This window comes from Telluria beijingensis, assembly GCF_030770395.1.
GTDB classification, from domain to species: domain Bacteria; phylum Pseudomonadota; class Gammaproteobacteria; order Burkholderiales; family Burkholderiaceae_D; genus Telluria; species Telluria beijingensis.
The window spans coordinates 5,251,731-5,263,917 of sequence record NZ_CP132480.1 but is presented as its reverse complement, the minus strand read 5'-3'; the positions used below and the strand labels follow the sequence as shown (position 1 = coordinate 5,263,917).

Here is a 12,187-nt window from a genome sequence, read left to right as displayed (position 1 = left end):
GAAACGACATGGAAAGCATGCTGACACTGCAAACCACCGGCGGCGCCGACGTCACGATGTCGAGCCGGGAGATCGCCGACTTGGTCGAGAAGCGGCACGACAACGTGCTGCGCACGATCGAGAGCCTGCTGGCGCGCGGCACGATCGCACTCCCTCAATTTGAGGAAGTGCCGAACGACGGGCCCGGCCCAAAGATGATCCGTCAATACCGCGTCGGCAAGCGCGACTCCTACGTGATCGTCGCGCAGCTGTCGCCCGAGTTCACCGCGCGCCTGGTCGACCGGTGGCAGGAGTTGGAGGCCGCCGCGCCAGCGCCTGCCGTGCCGCAGTCGTTCGCTGCCGCGCTGCGCCTGGCGGCCGAGCAGCAAGACCTGATCGACTTCCAGGCCACCCAGCTCGCCGCCGCGGCGCCGGCGGTGGAGTTCGTCGAGCGCTATGCCGACTCGACAGGCACGAAGGGTTTCCGGCAGGTGGCGAAGTTGCTCGGTGCGAAGGAGAACCTGTTCAGGGAGTTCCTGATCGACCAAAAGATCCTTTATCGCCTCGGCGCCGAACTCACGCCGCATGCCCAGCACATCGACGCCGGCCGCTTCTGCGTGAAGGCCGGTACCGCCGAAAGCGGGCACGCGTTCAACTCGGCGCGCTTCACCCCCAAGGGTGTGACCTGGATCGCGGGCGAGTGGGCAAAGCACCAGGTGGCGCTGCGCCAGAAGGGAGGCCAGCATGCCGCGTAACTACTCCCCGCTGCGCGGCCTGGCCGCTGCCGGCGCGACTGTGCACCTGAAGTCGACTACCGTCGTGGAGCTGCTGGACGAGCTCGATCACCTCCGCGCCGGCTGCGCCAAGCCTGCGAAGGTGAAGCGCAACGACTACCCGGCCGACTTCGAAGCCGTCTGGGAGGTCTACCCGCAGCGTCCGGGTGACAGCAAAAAGGCGGCGCACAAGGCCTGGGCTGCGCGGCTGGCGGCCGGGGCGCTGGTGTCGGAACTGCTGGCCGGCGCCCAGGCATACGCCGCGTTCGTCAAGGCGATGAAAACCGAGCCGATGTACATCCTGCATTGCGCCACCTTCTTCGGGCCGAACGAGCGGTACGCGGACGACTGGACGCCGCCCGAGGCGCAGAAGAAGCCGACCGGCGGCAACTGGTGGGCGACGGACGCAAGCATCCTGGCCAAGGGCGCTGAGCTGGGCTTGGCGCCGCGGTCGGGCGAATACATGGGGCAGTTCAAGGCCAGGATCGAGCTGGCCATGGACCCTGGGCTGGCGCCGCCGGCCGCCACCTCGCCAATCCGACCGGCAGCCGTGCCGCCAGCCCAGGCTCAGCCCGAGCAGCGCACTCGCAAGCCAGAGGGGATCGGCGCGCTGAAAGACCTGGTGCGCCGTGATCCGCCGCCGGCGCGCGCCGCATGAGCGATAAGCCGTGCGCCCTGTGCGGCCACTTCAAGGCAAAGGAATATCCCGAGCACGCGAGGGTTGGCCTGGGGCGGTGCTCGGTCCGCGCGGCTGCGCGCTCCGACCGGGTCGCGCCATTCCTGCCCTGGGCGACGCCGGCCTGCCAGCGGTACGTGGCAGCGCCGAATATCGAAGACCAAAAGGCGTGGATCGAAAAGCACCGTGCGCCTGAGCAAAACAACAATGCAGCACCACCCAAACCGAAAGGATGAAATGAGCAGTCAGGCAACGAAACGAGCCGGCGCCACCCGCGCGCTTCAGGCGCTGGGCCGGCTCAAGACCGGCACCATGAACAAGACCGAGGCGGCCTACGCTGCCACGCTGGAAGCCCGGCGCCATGTCGGCGAGGTCGCCTGGTTCAAGTTCGAGGGTATCAAGCTGCGGCTGGCCGACAACACCTTCTACACTCCAGACTTCGCCGTCATGCTGGCCGACGGCGCGCTGGAGATGCATGAGGTGAAGGGATTCTGGCAAGACGATGCGCGGGCGAAAATTAAGATAGCTGCGGACCTATACCCGCTACGCTTTATTGCTATTCAACTAAAGACGAAGAAGCAAGGCGGGGGATGGGAATTTAAAACATTCTAGACGTGTTCTAGCTTGAGGCCGTGCTAGTAGTGCGCCTGCTTCGTTTTGGCGCAACCCTGGTAGTGCGTATGAAGTTGTTGGCCTTTAAGGCTTTATTCACTTCCTCCGGGCCGTAGCGATCGTCTAGCAGTTTGGCAAGAAGGGCGCTGATCCCGCGCGGCTCATCTCTTCTAAGTACCCCCAGAAACTTTGGCATGTCTCTGAATAGCATCGCGGCACGTATGAGACTCACTGGACCGTGCCACTTCGAGTAGCTTTTGATATAGGCCTGTAAGAATTCGTCAGTCAGGAGTTCACTAAATTCTTCGAGTGTATTGATTCCAAATCCCCGAATCTCGTCAAATATCGAGGCAGGCAGTGTTTCGTTAATTGTAGTAAGGCCTGGCATGAATACAATTGTCGGATTGTCCAGTAGGAGTTCCGTAAGTGCAGCAGAAGTAAGTTCTACATTCTTTAACTCTTTTGAATGAACTGCCTCTTTCGCCACATTGGTATGCTCGTCAACTTCGCGCGCTAAGTTATTAAATTCTCTATCAACTAGCTCCAGAGTGCCCGCTAGAAGGTTCAAACGTCGCTTAATCGCTGGGGCGAGCTCCCCAGCAAATTTGTAGCTTCGATCATGCTCGATCTCAGCCCATGCGTGCTGTAACACGGTTCGAATTTGAACCTCAAAAACAATTTTCGAATATTGGGTAAGCTCCGGCAGCGCTAACCGATTCGCTCCTAATTCGCAAATGTAGTGAACCGACCGGTAGCCAAACTCGTGAGATTTAAGCTTTGCAGATTTGTCAATGCTTTTGTCGTCGTGAACATGGAAGGATTTCTCAATCACTTCCCGGATCCGATCCACGTCGGACTCAATGTACGAAATCACCCGCACTCCGCAGACGTCGGTCAACTCTTCAACACTTGCATACGATTTTCGCTGCATCTTCTCGACGATGCTGTCAAGAGTTTTTATGCGGCCGGTCACCGCGAGGGAGGCGATTCCTTCTGCCTTCAACAAGCTGGATATGGTCGTGGTCACCACCTCGAGCAGGCCAATAAGAAGTGGCGATCTACCTGCATACCACTCACCGACATCCGGAAGTATCTCGTCGCTCATGCGCTCCCCAACGATTTGTATGAAATGACATTTATTTCATTCTATCATTGACTATTGGAAAATCTCGGGAAGAACTCATCCGTTGCCGAATACTGCTAACGTTGTGGTACTTCCACGGAGAAACCCATGTTCGCCGAACGCTACCTAAACGCACTGAGCACTTCCAACCTGCAGGACGACGACCAGCACCACCAGACGGAGCCGCTCGTTGCTGCAGCGCTGGCTGACCTGTCGGGCGGCTCAGGCGAGCTGTTCGGGTCCATGCTGTTGCGCGCGCACATCGCCGGGGTGCCGCGCCAGCCGGCCGAGAGCGCAGCCCGCGAGCTGGGCGTGCTGCTGCGCATCTGGACGAGCGCGGTGGCGCACAAGGGTTTCGACCGCAAGTGGATGAACATCAAGGCGGAATGGGACATCAAGGCGGCCTATGCCATGTATGCCAAGATCGCCCGCGTCAGCCTGGCGCACTGGCTGGGAGGTGAGTGCTCGTGCTGCCATGGCACGAAGGTGGTAGAAAGCCGCGCGTGCACGCACTGCAACGGCACCGGCCGCGAGCCTGTCCTGGGCGGCGCGATCGAGCGCGAGAAGGTGCTCGACATGATCAGCGAACTGGAAGGCCTGTTCCAGGCGCACAGTGCGCGGGCGGCGGCCAAGATGCGGCGGGCAGCATGATTGAGATGGATCGCGTGCGCGCCGCGAGGGAATTGATGGAGCAGTCGATCCGAGAGGCGGTCGTCCATGCGGTGGCGGACTTCGCTGATTCGACGGGCCTGACGCCTGAAGGCATACACGTGCAGATGGTCTCCGTCCACCAGATCGGGGCGCCGTCCTTCCACGCGGTCGGCAGCGTTGATTGCAGGGTGGTTTTGTAGCTCAACGGTATTGCAAAGCGCCGGAACCGGGCGTAAACTACAGCCTTCACATATCCCTCGATCCACGTAATGCGCGCTTCGGCGCCAACGTCACCCGAGGCAGTCGAGCAGTCCAGCCAGCAGTAAAGCCGGCGCTCGTCCTGAAATATGTAGAGTTACCCTTGATTCTGGCCCGCCACCTCGGCGGGCTTTGTCGTTTACGGCCCACTTGGCAGATAGCCTTGGGGCGCGTCCGGAGGCCTCCCCGAGCGGGGAAGGCGCTCCACCTATTTTGCGGGTATAGCTCAGTCGGTAGAGCGCGATCCTTCCAAGCTCGTTGTCGCCGGTTCGATCCCGGCTGCCCGCTCCAGTGTCTCCAGCCCCGATAACTCGGGGACTTCGCCGCCCCTCGCAGCAATGCGCCGGGCGGCTTTCCTTTTCCGAGGTCAGCCATGTGCATCAGCGTTGAAGACGAACTGGCCTGGCTGCGCTACACGGTGCAGCGCCAGCGCGAGCAGGCCGCCAATCAAGCCCGAGGTACCGCATGAACGATCTCGCCTTCAAGTACCGCGCCGAGATCCTGCGCGCCGTCCTGGGTGGCAACCCGCACCCAGCCAAGGCGCACAACCTCACGCGCCTGAACCAGATCGCCGAGCACCTGGCTGAGTGCGAGGAAGCGCAGACGATCTTGCGCGCCAAGGGCCACGGCCGCGGCGGCATGTCGTTCGTCGAGGTCGCGCGCAGCGTGCCTGAGAACGTCAAGCAGATCCTGCGCGACCTGTTCAAGACGAAGCCGGAAGCGCCGGCCGCACCCGACCTCTCCGAAGCACATGAGCCATGGAGGGCGACCTGATGAGCATCCATACTATCGCATTCAAACCTCGCTTCGCCTGGTGGTTCAAGCCGGCCGTCGTTGTCGTGCTCCTGCTGGGCCGTGCGTTCCCGAGTCATGCCGACCGGATGATCGACGTGATCGTCGACCGCGGTGTCGTAATGGAGCCGGTGTGAAGCTGCAGCAACTGCGAACGAACCTGCCCTCGGCCGCCAGCCGCGTCACCATGCTGCCGACCCAGCGCCCCGACACCGTCGAGCGCGTGCGTGGCTCGGCCGGCGTGCGTGACCGTGAGCGCATCCGCGCCCGCGACTGTGGGCTCTGCCAGGAGTGCAAACGTCAGGGCCGGACCATGCTGGGCGGCCCGGTCGACCACATCATCCCGCTCTGGAAGGGCGGCAGCGATGCGGACGACAACAAGGAAGTGCTGTGCGTGCCGTGCCACGACGCTAAGACGGCGATCGAGGCGGCGGAGCGTGCACGCGGCGGATAGGACCAACATGCTCAAGAAGATCACGAACGGCGATCTCATCCCACGGTATTACGGGATCGCCTGGTTCAGCTGGCAGACGGGCGGGGCGGTTTGCCTTCCCCTGGGCCTGAACGTGCTGGCCGCGCTGACGCGCGCAGCGTACTTCAGCGTCAAGCACGCCGGGCGCATCGTCAAGGCCTGCCCCCGCGATGCCTACGCTCAGGGCGTGCGCGATGGACGCGCATCGGCCCCGCAGTCGCCGCACATCGAGCCCACGTGGCCCTGGCCGCGCGCCTGACGCCGCCGGGCGGCCGCTGGACCGCCGAAGGGGAGGGGGGTGTTGTAAGTCTACAACGCTCTTGGCCCGGACACCGACTAGCACCTCACGCGCAGAAAAAAGTCCCCTTGGAGGAAATTGTTAATGGCTTTAACAGGCAAAAAGCGAGCCTTCGCCGATGCCGTGTTGGCCGGGTTCTCCAATAAGGAAGCGGCGATTCGCGCTGGCTTCAGTGAAAAGACGGCATCGGCCGCCGGGTCCCGAATTGTTAAAGACCCGGATGTTAAAGCCTACCTCGAGCAGCAGCGGGCGGCGGGCGGCGGAGCGGGAACAAAGGTCGCTTTGCCACCACTGCCCGCTGACAACCTGGTCGACATCCCGCCGACCGCTGATCCCGTCGAATTTTTGACGAAGGTCATGAACGAGCCAGCTGCCGATCTGCGGCTGCGCATCGACGCGGCGAAAGCGATGTTGCCATTCAAGCACAAGAAGCTTGGAGAGGGTGGCAAGAAGGACGAGAAAGATGCCGCCGCGAAGAAGGCCGGCGCCGGACGCTTTGGCTTGAGGGTCGTCTGATGAAAACTTGGACGACCGCGCTGCCCGATTGGGAGCGCCGAATTGTGGCCCGAGAATCGCTGGTGCCAGTCGAGCCGCTGTTCCCCGAGGTGGCCGAGGACGCGATGAACGTGTTCTCAGAGCTGCGCATGGTTGATGCCGATGGCAGTCCGACCATGGGGGAGGCGTGCCAGCCGTGGGTCACGGACCTGGTGCAGGCCCTGTTCGGCGCCTACGACCCGAAGCGCAAACGGCGCCTCATTACCAACTACTTCCTGATGGTCTCGAAGAAAAACGGGAAGTCGATGATCGCGGCGGCCATCATGCTGACCGCCTTGATCATCAACACTCGCCAGGCCGGCGAGTTCATCATCCTGGCGCCCACGAAAGAGGCGGCCGATAACGCTTACAAGCCGATCCGCGAGATGATTCTCGCCGACGGCGAGCTCGAAGACCGCTTTCACGAGCAGCAGCACATCAAAACGGTTACCTGCCGCCTCACGCGCGCCACTCTGAAGGTGGTGGCTGCCGACTCGGCCACGGTGACTGGCAAGAAAGCAATCGGCGTCTTCGTCGACGAACTGTGGGAATTCGGTAAGCACGCCAAGGCTGCTGCGATGCTCACAGAAGCAACCGGCGGCATCACTTCGCGGCCCGAAGGGTTTGTGTTCTATTGCACGACGCAGTCCGACGCGCCGCCGGCTGGTGTTTTCCTGGACAAGCTGAGCTATGCCCGCAAGGTTCGGGACGGCCTGGTGAGTGATCCGCGGTTCCTTCCGGTGATCTACGAGTTTCCCGAGCACATGCTCAAGGAGAAGGCCTACGAGGACCTGACCCACGCTTACATCACAAACCCCAACTGGGAGATCTCCGTCGATGCCGAGGTGATCGCTCAAAAAATCCAGGAAGCGCGGGAATCCGGCGAGCACGCTTTAAGAGACGTCCGCGCCAAACACTTGAATGTCCAAATCGGCATGAGCCTGCGGGCTGACCGATGGACAGGGGCTGATTTCTGGGAGCGGCAAGCCAAGGTGCCGGGCATTACGCTCCGTGAGCTGCTTGCGCGATGTGAGGTGATCACGGCCGGAATCGACGGCGGCGGCCTAGATGACTTGCTTGGGCTAGCCTTTGTGGGCCGCGAGCGCGGCACCGGCAAATGGCTGGCGTGGACCCGCGCATGGGCGCACCCGGTCGCGATCGAGCGGCGCAAGAGCGAAGAGAGCAAGTACGCCGACTTCGAAAAGCAGGGCGACTTGGTGATCATCGAGGAGCTGCCCGGAGATGTCGCCGAGGTGGCCGCGGTGGTCAAGGAGGTCAACGAGTCAGGTCTGCTCGCTTCCGTCGGACTGGACCCGGAGAAGACCCACAAGGTCATGTTCCAGGCCCTGATCGATGCCGAGATCGACGAGAAAAAGTGCTTCGGCATCCCGCAGGGCTGGAAGCTGATCGGTGCGATCAGCGTCACCGAGCGAAAGCTGGCCGAGGGCGTTCTGCTGCACGGCGGACAGGCCCTCATGAACTGGTGTGTCAGCAACGCCAAGATCGAGCCGCGCGGGAACGCCGCCTTGATCACCAAGCAGGCATCCGGCACCGGCAAGATCGACCCGCTCATGGCGCTGTTCAACGCTGTCTCGCTGATGGCACTCAATCCCGTCGCCACGTCTGGCGCAATCACCCAAGGCTTCGTGCTCCTGTAGGAAGAAAAATGGAACTATTCGACGCTCTGGCCGCCACCGAGCACTGGCGACAGGCCGTGCCGGAACCGACGTACGGGAAAGTGGGCAATCAGGCCCAGTACAGCCCCAATGTGATGGAAGCATTTGGCGTGGCACCGACCGGCACTACTGTGTCAGCCACCTCGGCAATGCGCGTGTCGGCCGTCGCGGCCTGTGTCGCGAAGATCGCCGGCGCCATCGTCAGCATGCCGATCAACGAATACAGCTTGGACGGCGGAGAGATCCCGGCGCGGCTGCCGCGCAGCGACCTCTGGTACCTCCTGAATGAGCAGCCAAGCCCGCAATACACCGCGGCCTCGATGTGGGAAGGTGTGAGCATGGCGCAGCTGCTGCGCGGCGATGCCTTCGGTTTGCTGCGCTGGCGGATGAACGGCACGCTGCGCGAGATCCTTCCGCTGCCGTGGGGTTCGGTATCGCCCGTGCGCATCCCGGGTCAGGGCGTGCGCTACTACGTCAACCTGCCATCGCACGGCATCTCAACCTGGTTCGACCCGTCCGACATTCTGCACTTCCCAGGCCTGGGATTCGACGATTCGACCATGCGGTCGATGTCGGTGATCCAATTCGGCGCGCGCAGCGCGATCGGCAACGCGCTGGCCATGGACGAATACAGCGGCAAGTTCTTCGAAGGCGGCGCGCATCCATCGATCGTGCTGCAAGCTGCGGCGAAGATGACCGAGGACCAGATCACGAGCCTGCAGCATGCGTTCAACAGTCGCTACGCTGGACTGGCTAATGCGCACCGGCTTCCCCTGGTACTGACTGAAGGTATATCGGCGAAGGAGCTGAGCCTGTCCGCCGAGGACGCCCAGCTGCTCGAGGCGCGAAAGTTCCAGGTGATGGACATCTCCCGCGCGTTCGGCGTGCCGGGTTTCATGATCAACGAATCCACCGGCTCCACGAGCTGGGGCACCGGCTTGGAATCGATCGGCCGCGCGTTCGTGCAGTACACGCTGCAGACCTGGCTGCGCAAGATCGAGCAGGAACTGAACCGAAAGCTCTACCCGCGTAACAACGGACGCTTCCTGGAATTCCACCGCGAAGCGCTGTATCAGGGCGACATTACAGCCCAGTCGGCAGCAGACCGTGTGGCGCTTGGTGGGCCAGGTACCGGGGACGGGTGGACGTCGGTCAATGAGGTGCGGCGCAGCCGCCGGCTGCCGCCGATACCGGGCGGCGACGAAATCTATCGCGCGCCGCGCGATCAGGGCGCAGCTGCTGCGCAATCAACAACTACGCAAGACAAAAAGGCGGCCGAATGAACCCTTTCTTCCAACTCTGCCTCGATAACACCGCAACTGCCCACGTTTCCGGGAAGCGCGAGATCCTGGTGAGCAACGCCGCCGGCCAAACTTTGTTCATTCGCGGCGTGATCGCGCCTGGCTTCGAAGCCAACGCGGCGGACATCGTTGCTGCAATAGAGATGGCCGACCCAACTAAGGACCTGAACCTTCACTTCAATACCCCTGGTGGGAGTGTGTTCGAAGGGAAGGAGATCGCAGCTGCGATTCGCAATTTCCCTGGTAAGACGATCGCCAACATCGTAAGCCTGTGCGCAAGCGCAGGCACGAGCATCGCGATCGCATGCAGTGAGGTGGTCATGCAGAAGGGCGCCTTCTTTATGATCCATAACGCCCAAGGGGCCGCCTTTGGCGATAAGAGCGTCCTGCGGGATACCGCCAACGTCATGGAGAAGATCGAACTCACCATCGTCGACGACTACGCTACCAAGACGGGCAAGCCGACTGAAGAAATCATCGCAATGATGGAAGACGAGACCTGGATGACGGCCGATGAAGCACTCGCCGGCGGGTTCATCGATCGCATCGCTGATCATGCCGGCGTTTCAAACGCATGGAATCTTTCGGCTTACGCAAAAGCTCCGCCCGCCCTGGCTAAGTCGATCGCCGCTGCGGCGCAGGATTCAGCCCCTGTGCTGCCGCCAGCCGAAAACATCCCGCCGCCCGAGGCGGTAGCCCCCGAACCCACTGGTCCGCGCATGACCCAGGCTAATGCAAACCGCCTAGCGCTGGCCATCGCCGCATAGCGCTTCTCGCGCAAGTCCGCCCGAGGTCGGTTCACCTCGTCTCAGGGAGCCCAAGAGGCTCCCTTTTCTATTTGAAGGAACCACATGGTCACCATCCAGCAACTGCGCGAGAAGATTGCCAACCTCGCAACCCAAGCCAATCACCTGCTCGCCGAGAAGGGCGATCAGATCTGGTCTCCAGAAGACCAAGCGAAGTTCGACGGCTTCACCAACGAGATCAATGCTGCACGCCAGCAGATCACGAACGTCGAGAAGATGCGTGAACTCGAAGCCGACAAGTTCTTCCAAAACCCGGCACAGAAAAAGCCGGAAGATGGTGTCGAAGTCACGGCCCTGGTGGCGTGCGCACTTTACCTGCGCAACGGCATGAACCTGTCTGCCGACCAGGCGGCGCAGATCCGCAATGTGATGTCGACCACCACGGGCAGCGAAGGCGGTTTCACCGTGCCAACCGAAGTTGCCTCGATGGTGATCGAGCGTCTCAAGGCATACGGTGGCATGCGCGAAGTTGCAACCGTCATGCCGACCGTGACCGGCGACCCAATGAACTGGCCGACCTCGGACGGCACCGGTGAAGAGGGCGAAATCGTATCGGAAAACGCCCAGACCAACGTTCTGGATGTGTCGTTCGGTACCGTCGGGCTCCCGGTCTTCAACTACTCGTCGAAAGCAGTGGCGCTCCCGCTGCAGCTGATCCAGGACAGCGCGATTGACGTTGTCACGTTCGTGGTGAACCGACTGGCTGTCCGCATCGCGCGCATCCAAAATCGCCACTACACCGTCGGCACCGGCACTGGCCAACCGCTCGGCATGCTGACGGTCGCTGGCGTCGGTAAAGTCGCGCCCACTGGTCAGTCGCTGACCGTTACCTACGACGACCTGGTCGACCTGAAGCACGCGGTCAACCGCGCCTATCGCAAGGGCGCAAAGTACATGATGAACGATACGACCGTCCAAGGCGTCTCGAAGATCAAGGACACTGTCGGCCGCCCAATCTGGATCCCTGCCATTACCGAAGGCGCTCCGGACATGCTGAATGGCCACGCAGTCACGATCAACGACGACGTGCCGGTCATGGCGGCAAACGCCAAATCGATCGCGTTCGGCGACTTCTCGCAGTACACGATCCGCGATGTCAAGAACAGCACCATCATGCGTCGCTTCGACGACTCGGCCTTCGGCCTCAAGGGCCAAGCTGGCTTCTGCGGCTGGACCCGCTCGGGCGGCAACCTGCTGGAACCAGCGGCCGTCAAGGTCTTCCAGAACAGCGCAACCTAATCGAAACGGCGGCCGGCCAGATCGGCCGCCAACAGGAGAATCCAGATGGCAAAAGCAAAACTGCCTGGTTCGACTGGTGCCGAGCAGGGCGCGCAGGACGAACAAAACAACCCGGCGCCAGGCGATGGTGCCGCAGATTCGCCGGCAGCCGAGCCGGCACCGCCGGCGGCGACCGCTGTCGCGGACCCGACAGCACCGCCCGCGGAAGGCCCGGCGCCGGTGGCGCTGGTCAAGGCCCGCGTCCTGGTCGCTGGCGCATACGGCCAGTGCAACGACGTCGTCGAGGTCGACGTGGACACCGCGAAGGCGCTGCCCGATGTGCTCGACAGCACGCCGGAAGCAGTCGCCTATGCCGAATCGCTGGCGGGCGAGCAGTAACCGTGAGCCCTGCGGACGCCGCCTGGCTCGCCAACGTGCGCGCCGATGCGGACGCGGGCTCCCTGATGGTCATCGTGACAGGCACCGTTCGCGGCCAGCCTGCGCGGGCCGTCATCTTCCCTGACGAAATAGTCGGCAAGGCCGACATCGAGCTGCTGGCGCACCTGCGCGCGCGGCTCGCTGAACAATGAAAGGCCGCACATGGCAACCTTCGTGAAATCCCCGTCGCTCGCCAAGGCGGTGCTGAATGGCGTGCACAAGTTCGCCTCGGACACGTTCAAGGCAGCGTTGACGAACACGCTGCCGGCGCCGACTGCGTTGGTGCTGGCCGATATCACCCAGGTGAGCGGCGGCGCCTACCTGGCCGGCGGCTACGTCCTGGATGGCGTCACGCTGTCGGATGCCGCTGGCGTCGCCAAGGTCGCCATCGCCGACGAGGTGATCACCGCCGCGGGCGCCGCCGTGGGTCCGCTGCGCTACGCGGTGGTCTACAACGACACCGCTGCCGGCAAGCCTCTGGTCGGCCACGTTGACTACGGCTCGAGCATTACCCTGGGCGACGGCGAGATCCTGACGCTCGACTTCGATCCTGATGCCGGCGTCCTGACGTTGACCTGAT

General features: G+C 62.5%; 19 protein-coding genes and 1 tRNA gene. 19 read left to right on the top strand and 1 reads right to left on the bottom strand.

Annotated features, from left to right (window positions below):
• Positions 1-8 precede the first annotated feature (8 nt).
• The 4 genes from Q9246_RS23120 to Q9246_RS23105 are packed head-to-tail and all read left to right on the top strand — an operon-like array spanning position 9 to position 2,040.
• Complete coding sequence (locus tag Q9246_RS23120) at positions 9-734, top strand: phage antirepressor KilAC domain-containing protein (RefSeq protein ID WP_306393393.1); 726 nt, start codon at positions 9-11, stop codon at positions 732-734.
• Positions 724-1,410, top strand: coding sequence for a hypothetical protein (locus tag Q9246_RS23115; protein ID WP_306393392.1), 687 nt, complete (start codon positions 724-726; stop codon positions 1,408-1,410). The genes Q9246_RS23120 and Q9246_RS23115 overlap by 11 nt, the downstream gene beginning before the upstream one ends.
• Positions 1,407-1,664, top strand: a complete 258-nt coding sequence (locus tag Q9246_RS23110) for a hypothetical protein (protein WP_306393390.1) — start codon at positions 1,407-1,409, stop codon at positions 1,662-1,664. Before Q9246_RS23115 ends, Q9246_RS23110 begins: the two co-directional genes overlap by 4 nt.
• Position 1,665: 1 nt before the next feature.
• A complete protein-coding gene (locus tag Q9246_RS23105) occupies positions 1,666-2,040 on the top strand; it encodes a PDDEXK family nuclease (RefSeq protein ID WP_306393388.1) in 375 nt (124 codons plus the stop codon).
• 7 nt (positions 2,041-2,047) lie between these two features.
• Here the strand turns inward: Q9246_RS23105 and Q9246_RS23100 are convergent, their stop codons facing one another.
• Positions 2,048-3,145: a GTP pyrophosphokinase gene (locus Q9246_RS23100; RefSeq protein WP_306393387.1), complete on the bottom strand. Its 1,098-nt coding sequence runs from the start codon at positions 3,143-3,145 to the stop codon at positions 2,048-2,050.
• A 126-nt stretch (positions 3,146-3,271) separates the two neighbouring features.
• Here Q9246_RS23100 and Q9246_RS23095 point away from each other — a divergent pair, with 126 nt between their 5' ends.
• The 15 genes from Q9246_RS23095 to Q9246_RS23025 all read left to right on the top strand — a co-directional run bounded on the left by Q9246_RS23095 (position 3,272) and on the right by Q9246_RS23025 (position 12,186).
• Positions 3,272-3,814 (top strand): hypothetical protein, encoded by a 543-nt coding sequence (locus Q9246_RS23095; RefSeq protein WP_306393386.1) that lies wholly within the window; start codon positions 3,272-3,274, stop codon positions 3,812-3,814.
• Entirely contained in the window at positions 3,811-4,014 is a 204-nt protein-coding gene (locus tag Q9246_RS23090; RefSeq protein WP_306393385.1) for a hypothetical protein, read from the top strand. The genes Q9246_RS23095 and Q9246_RS23090 overlap by 4 nt, the downstream gene beginning before the upstream one ends.
• 273 nt (positions 4,015-4,287) lie before the next feature.
• Positions 4,288-4,363 (top strand) — tRNA-Gly (locus Q9246_RS23085).
• 174 nt (positions 4,364-4,537) lie between these two features.
• A complete protein-coding gene (locus Q9246_RS23080) occupies positions 4,538-4,846 on the top strand; it encodes a hypothetical protein (RefSeq protein WP_306393383.1) in 309 nt (102 codons plus the stop codon).
• Positions 4,846-5,001, top strand: a complete 156-nt coding sequence (locus tag Q9246_RS23075; protein ID WP_306393381.1) for a hypothetical protein — start codon at positions 4,846-4,848, stop codon at positions 4,999-5,001. The genes Q9246_RS23080 and Q9246_RS23075 overlap by 1 nt, the downstream gene beginning before the upstream one ends.
• A complete protein-coding gene (locus Q9246_RS23070) occupies positions 4,998-5,318 on the top strand; it encodes an HNH endonuclease (RefSeq protein WP_306393379.1) in 321 nt (106 codons plus the stop codon). Before Q9246_RS23075 ends, Q9246_RS23070 begins: the two co-directional genes overlap by 4 nt.
• Positions 5,319-5,325: 7 nt before the next feature.
• Positions 5,326-5,595 (top strand): hypothetical protein, encoded by a 270-nt coding sequence (locus tag Q9246_RS23065; RefSeq protein ID WP_306393377.1) that lies wholly within the window; start codon positions 5,326-5,328, stop codon positions 5,593-5,595.
• Positions 5,596-5,718: 123 nt separating this feature from the next.
• Positions 5,719-6,150 carry a terminase small subunit gene (locus Q9246_RS23060; RefSeq protein ID WP_306393375.1) on the top strand — a complete coding sequence of 144 codons (432 nt, stop codon included), beginning with the start codon at positions 5,719-5,721 and terminating at the stop codon, positions 6,148-6,150.
• Positions 6,150-7,826, top strand: a complete 1,677-nt coding sequence (locus tag Q9246_RS23055) for a terminase large subunit (protein ID WP_306393372.1) — start codon at positions 6,150-6,152, stop codon at positions 7,824-7,826. Before Q9246_RS23060 ends, Q9246_RS23055 begins: the two co-directional genes overlap by 1 nt.
• 8 nt (positions 7,827-7,834) lie before the next feature.
• A complete protein-coding gene (locus Q9246_RS23050; RefSeq protein ID WP_306393370.1) occupies positions 7,835-9,127 on the top strand; it encodes a phage portal protein in 1,293 nt (430 codons plus the stop codon).
• Positions 9,124-9,912 carry a head maturation protease, ClpP-related gene (locus tag Q9246_RS23045; protein WP_306393369.1) on the top strand — a complete coding sequence of 263 codons (789 nt, stop codon included), beginning with the start codon at positions 9,124-9,126 and terminating at the stop codon, positions 9,910-9,912. The genes Q9246_RS23050 and Q9246_RS23045 overlap by 4 nt, the downstream gene beginning before the upstream one ends.
• Before the next feature lie 84 nt (positions 9,913-9,996).
• Positions 9,997-11,190, top strand: a complete 1,194-nt coding sequence (locus tag Q9246_RS23040; RefSeq protein WP_306393367.1) for a phage major capsid protein — start codon at positions 9,997-9,999, stop codon at positions 11,188-11,190.
• 45 nt (positions 11,191-11,235) lie between these two features.
• On the top strand, positions 11,236-11,568 hold the full coding sequence (locus Q9246_RS23035; RefSeq protein WP_306393364.1) for a hypothetical protein: 333 nt from the start codon (positions 11,236-11,238) through the stop codon (positions 11,566-11,568).
• 2 nt (positions 11,569-11,570) lie between these two features.
• Entirely contained in the window at positions 11,571-11,759 is a 189-nt protein-coding gene (locus Q9246_RS23030) for a hypothetical protein (RefSeq protein WP_306393362.1), read from the top strand.
• Positions 11,760-11,769: 10 nt separating this feature from the next.
• Positions 11,770-12,186 carry a hypothetical protein gene (locus tag Q9246_RS23025; protein WP_306393360.1) on the top strand — a complete coding sequence of 139 codons (417 nt, stop codon included), beginning with the start codon at positions 11,770-11,772 and terminating at the stop codon, positions 12,184-12,186.
• The last annotated feature ends 1 nt before the right edge of the window (position 12,187 follow it).

What these genes read in the sequence shown, in the direction of transcription:
- Q9246_RS23120 (WP_306393393.1), top strand. Translation starts at nt 9, where the DNA reads ATGGAAAGCATGCTGACACTGCAAACCACCGGCGGCGCCGACGTCACG.
- Q9246_RS23115 (WP_306393392.1), top strand. Translation starts at nt 724, where the DNA reads ATGCCGCGTAACTACTCCCCGCTGCGCGGCCTGGCCGCTGCCGGCGCG.
- Q9246_RS23110 (WP_306393390.1), top strand. Translation starts at nt 1,407, where the DNA reads ATGAGCGATAAGCCGTGCGCCCTGTGCGGCCACTTCAAGGCAAAGGAA.
- Q9246_RS23105 (WP_306393388.1), top strand. Translation starts at nt 1,666, where the DNA reads ATGAGCAGTCAGGCAACGAAACGAGCCGGCGCCACCCGCGCGCTTCAG.
- Q9246_RS23100 (WP_306393387.1), bottom strand. Translation starts at nt 3,145, where the DNA reads ATGAGCGACGAGATACTTCCGGATGTCGGTGAGTGGTATGCAGGTAGA.
- Q9246_RS23095 (WP_306393386.1), top strand. Translation starts at nt 3,272, where the DNA reads ATGTTCGCCGAACGCTACCTAAACGCACTGAGCACTTCCAACCTGCAG.
- Q9246_RS23090 (WP_306393385.1), top strand. Translation starts at nt 3,811, where the DNA reads ATGATTGAGATGGATCGCGTGCGCGCCGCGAGGGAATTGATGGAGCAG.
- Q9246_RS23080 (WP_306393383.1), top strand. Translation starts at nt 4,538, where the DNA reads ATGAACGATCTCGCCTTCAAGTACCGCGCCGAGATCCTGCGCGCCGTC.
- Q9246_RS23075 (WP_306393381.1), top strand. Translation starts at nt 4,846, where the DNA reads ATGAGCATCCATACTATCGCATTCAAACCTCGCTTCGCCTGGTGGTTC.
- Q9246_RS23065 (WP_306393377.1), top strand. Translation starts at nt 5,326, where the DNA reads ATGCTCAAGAAGATCACGAACGGCGATCTCATCCCACGGTATTACGGG.
- Q9246_RS23060 (WP_306393375.1), top strand. Translation starts at nt 5,719, where the DNA reads ATGGCTTTAACAGGCAAAAAGCGAGCCTTCGCCGATGCCGTGTTGGCC.
- Q9246_RS23055 (WP_306393372.1), top strand. Translation starts at nt 6,150, where the DNA reads ATGAAAACTTGGACGACCGCGCTGCCCGATTGGGAGCGCCGAATTGTG.
- Q9246_RS23050 (WP_306393370.1), top strand. Translation starts at nt 7,835, where the DNA reads ATGGAACTATTCGACGCTCTGGCCGCCACCGAGCACTGGCGACAGGCC.
- Q9246_RS23045 (WP_306393369.1), top strand. Translation starts at nt 9,124, where the DNA reads ATGAACCCTTTCTTCCAACTCTGCCTCGATAACACCGCAACTGCCCAC.
- Q9246_RS23040 (WP_306393367.1), top strand. Translation starts at nt 9,997, where the DNA reads ATGGTCACCATCCAGCAACTGCGCGAGAAGATTGCCAACCTCGCAACC.
- Q9246_RS23035 (WP_306393364.1), top strand. Translation starts at nt 11,236, where the DNA reads ATGGCAAAAGCAAAACTGCCTGGTTCGACTGGTGCCGAGCAGGGCGCG.
- Q9246_RS23025 (WP_306393360.1), top strand. Translation starts at nt 11,770, where the DNA reads ATGGCAACCTTCGTGAAATCCCCGTCGCTCGCCAAGGCGGTGCTGAAT.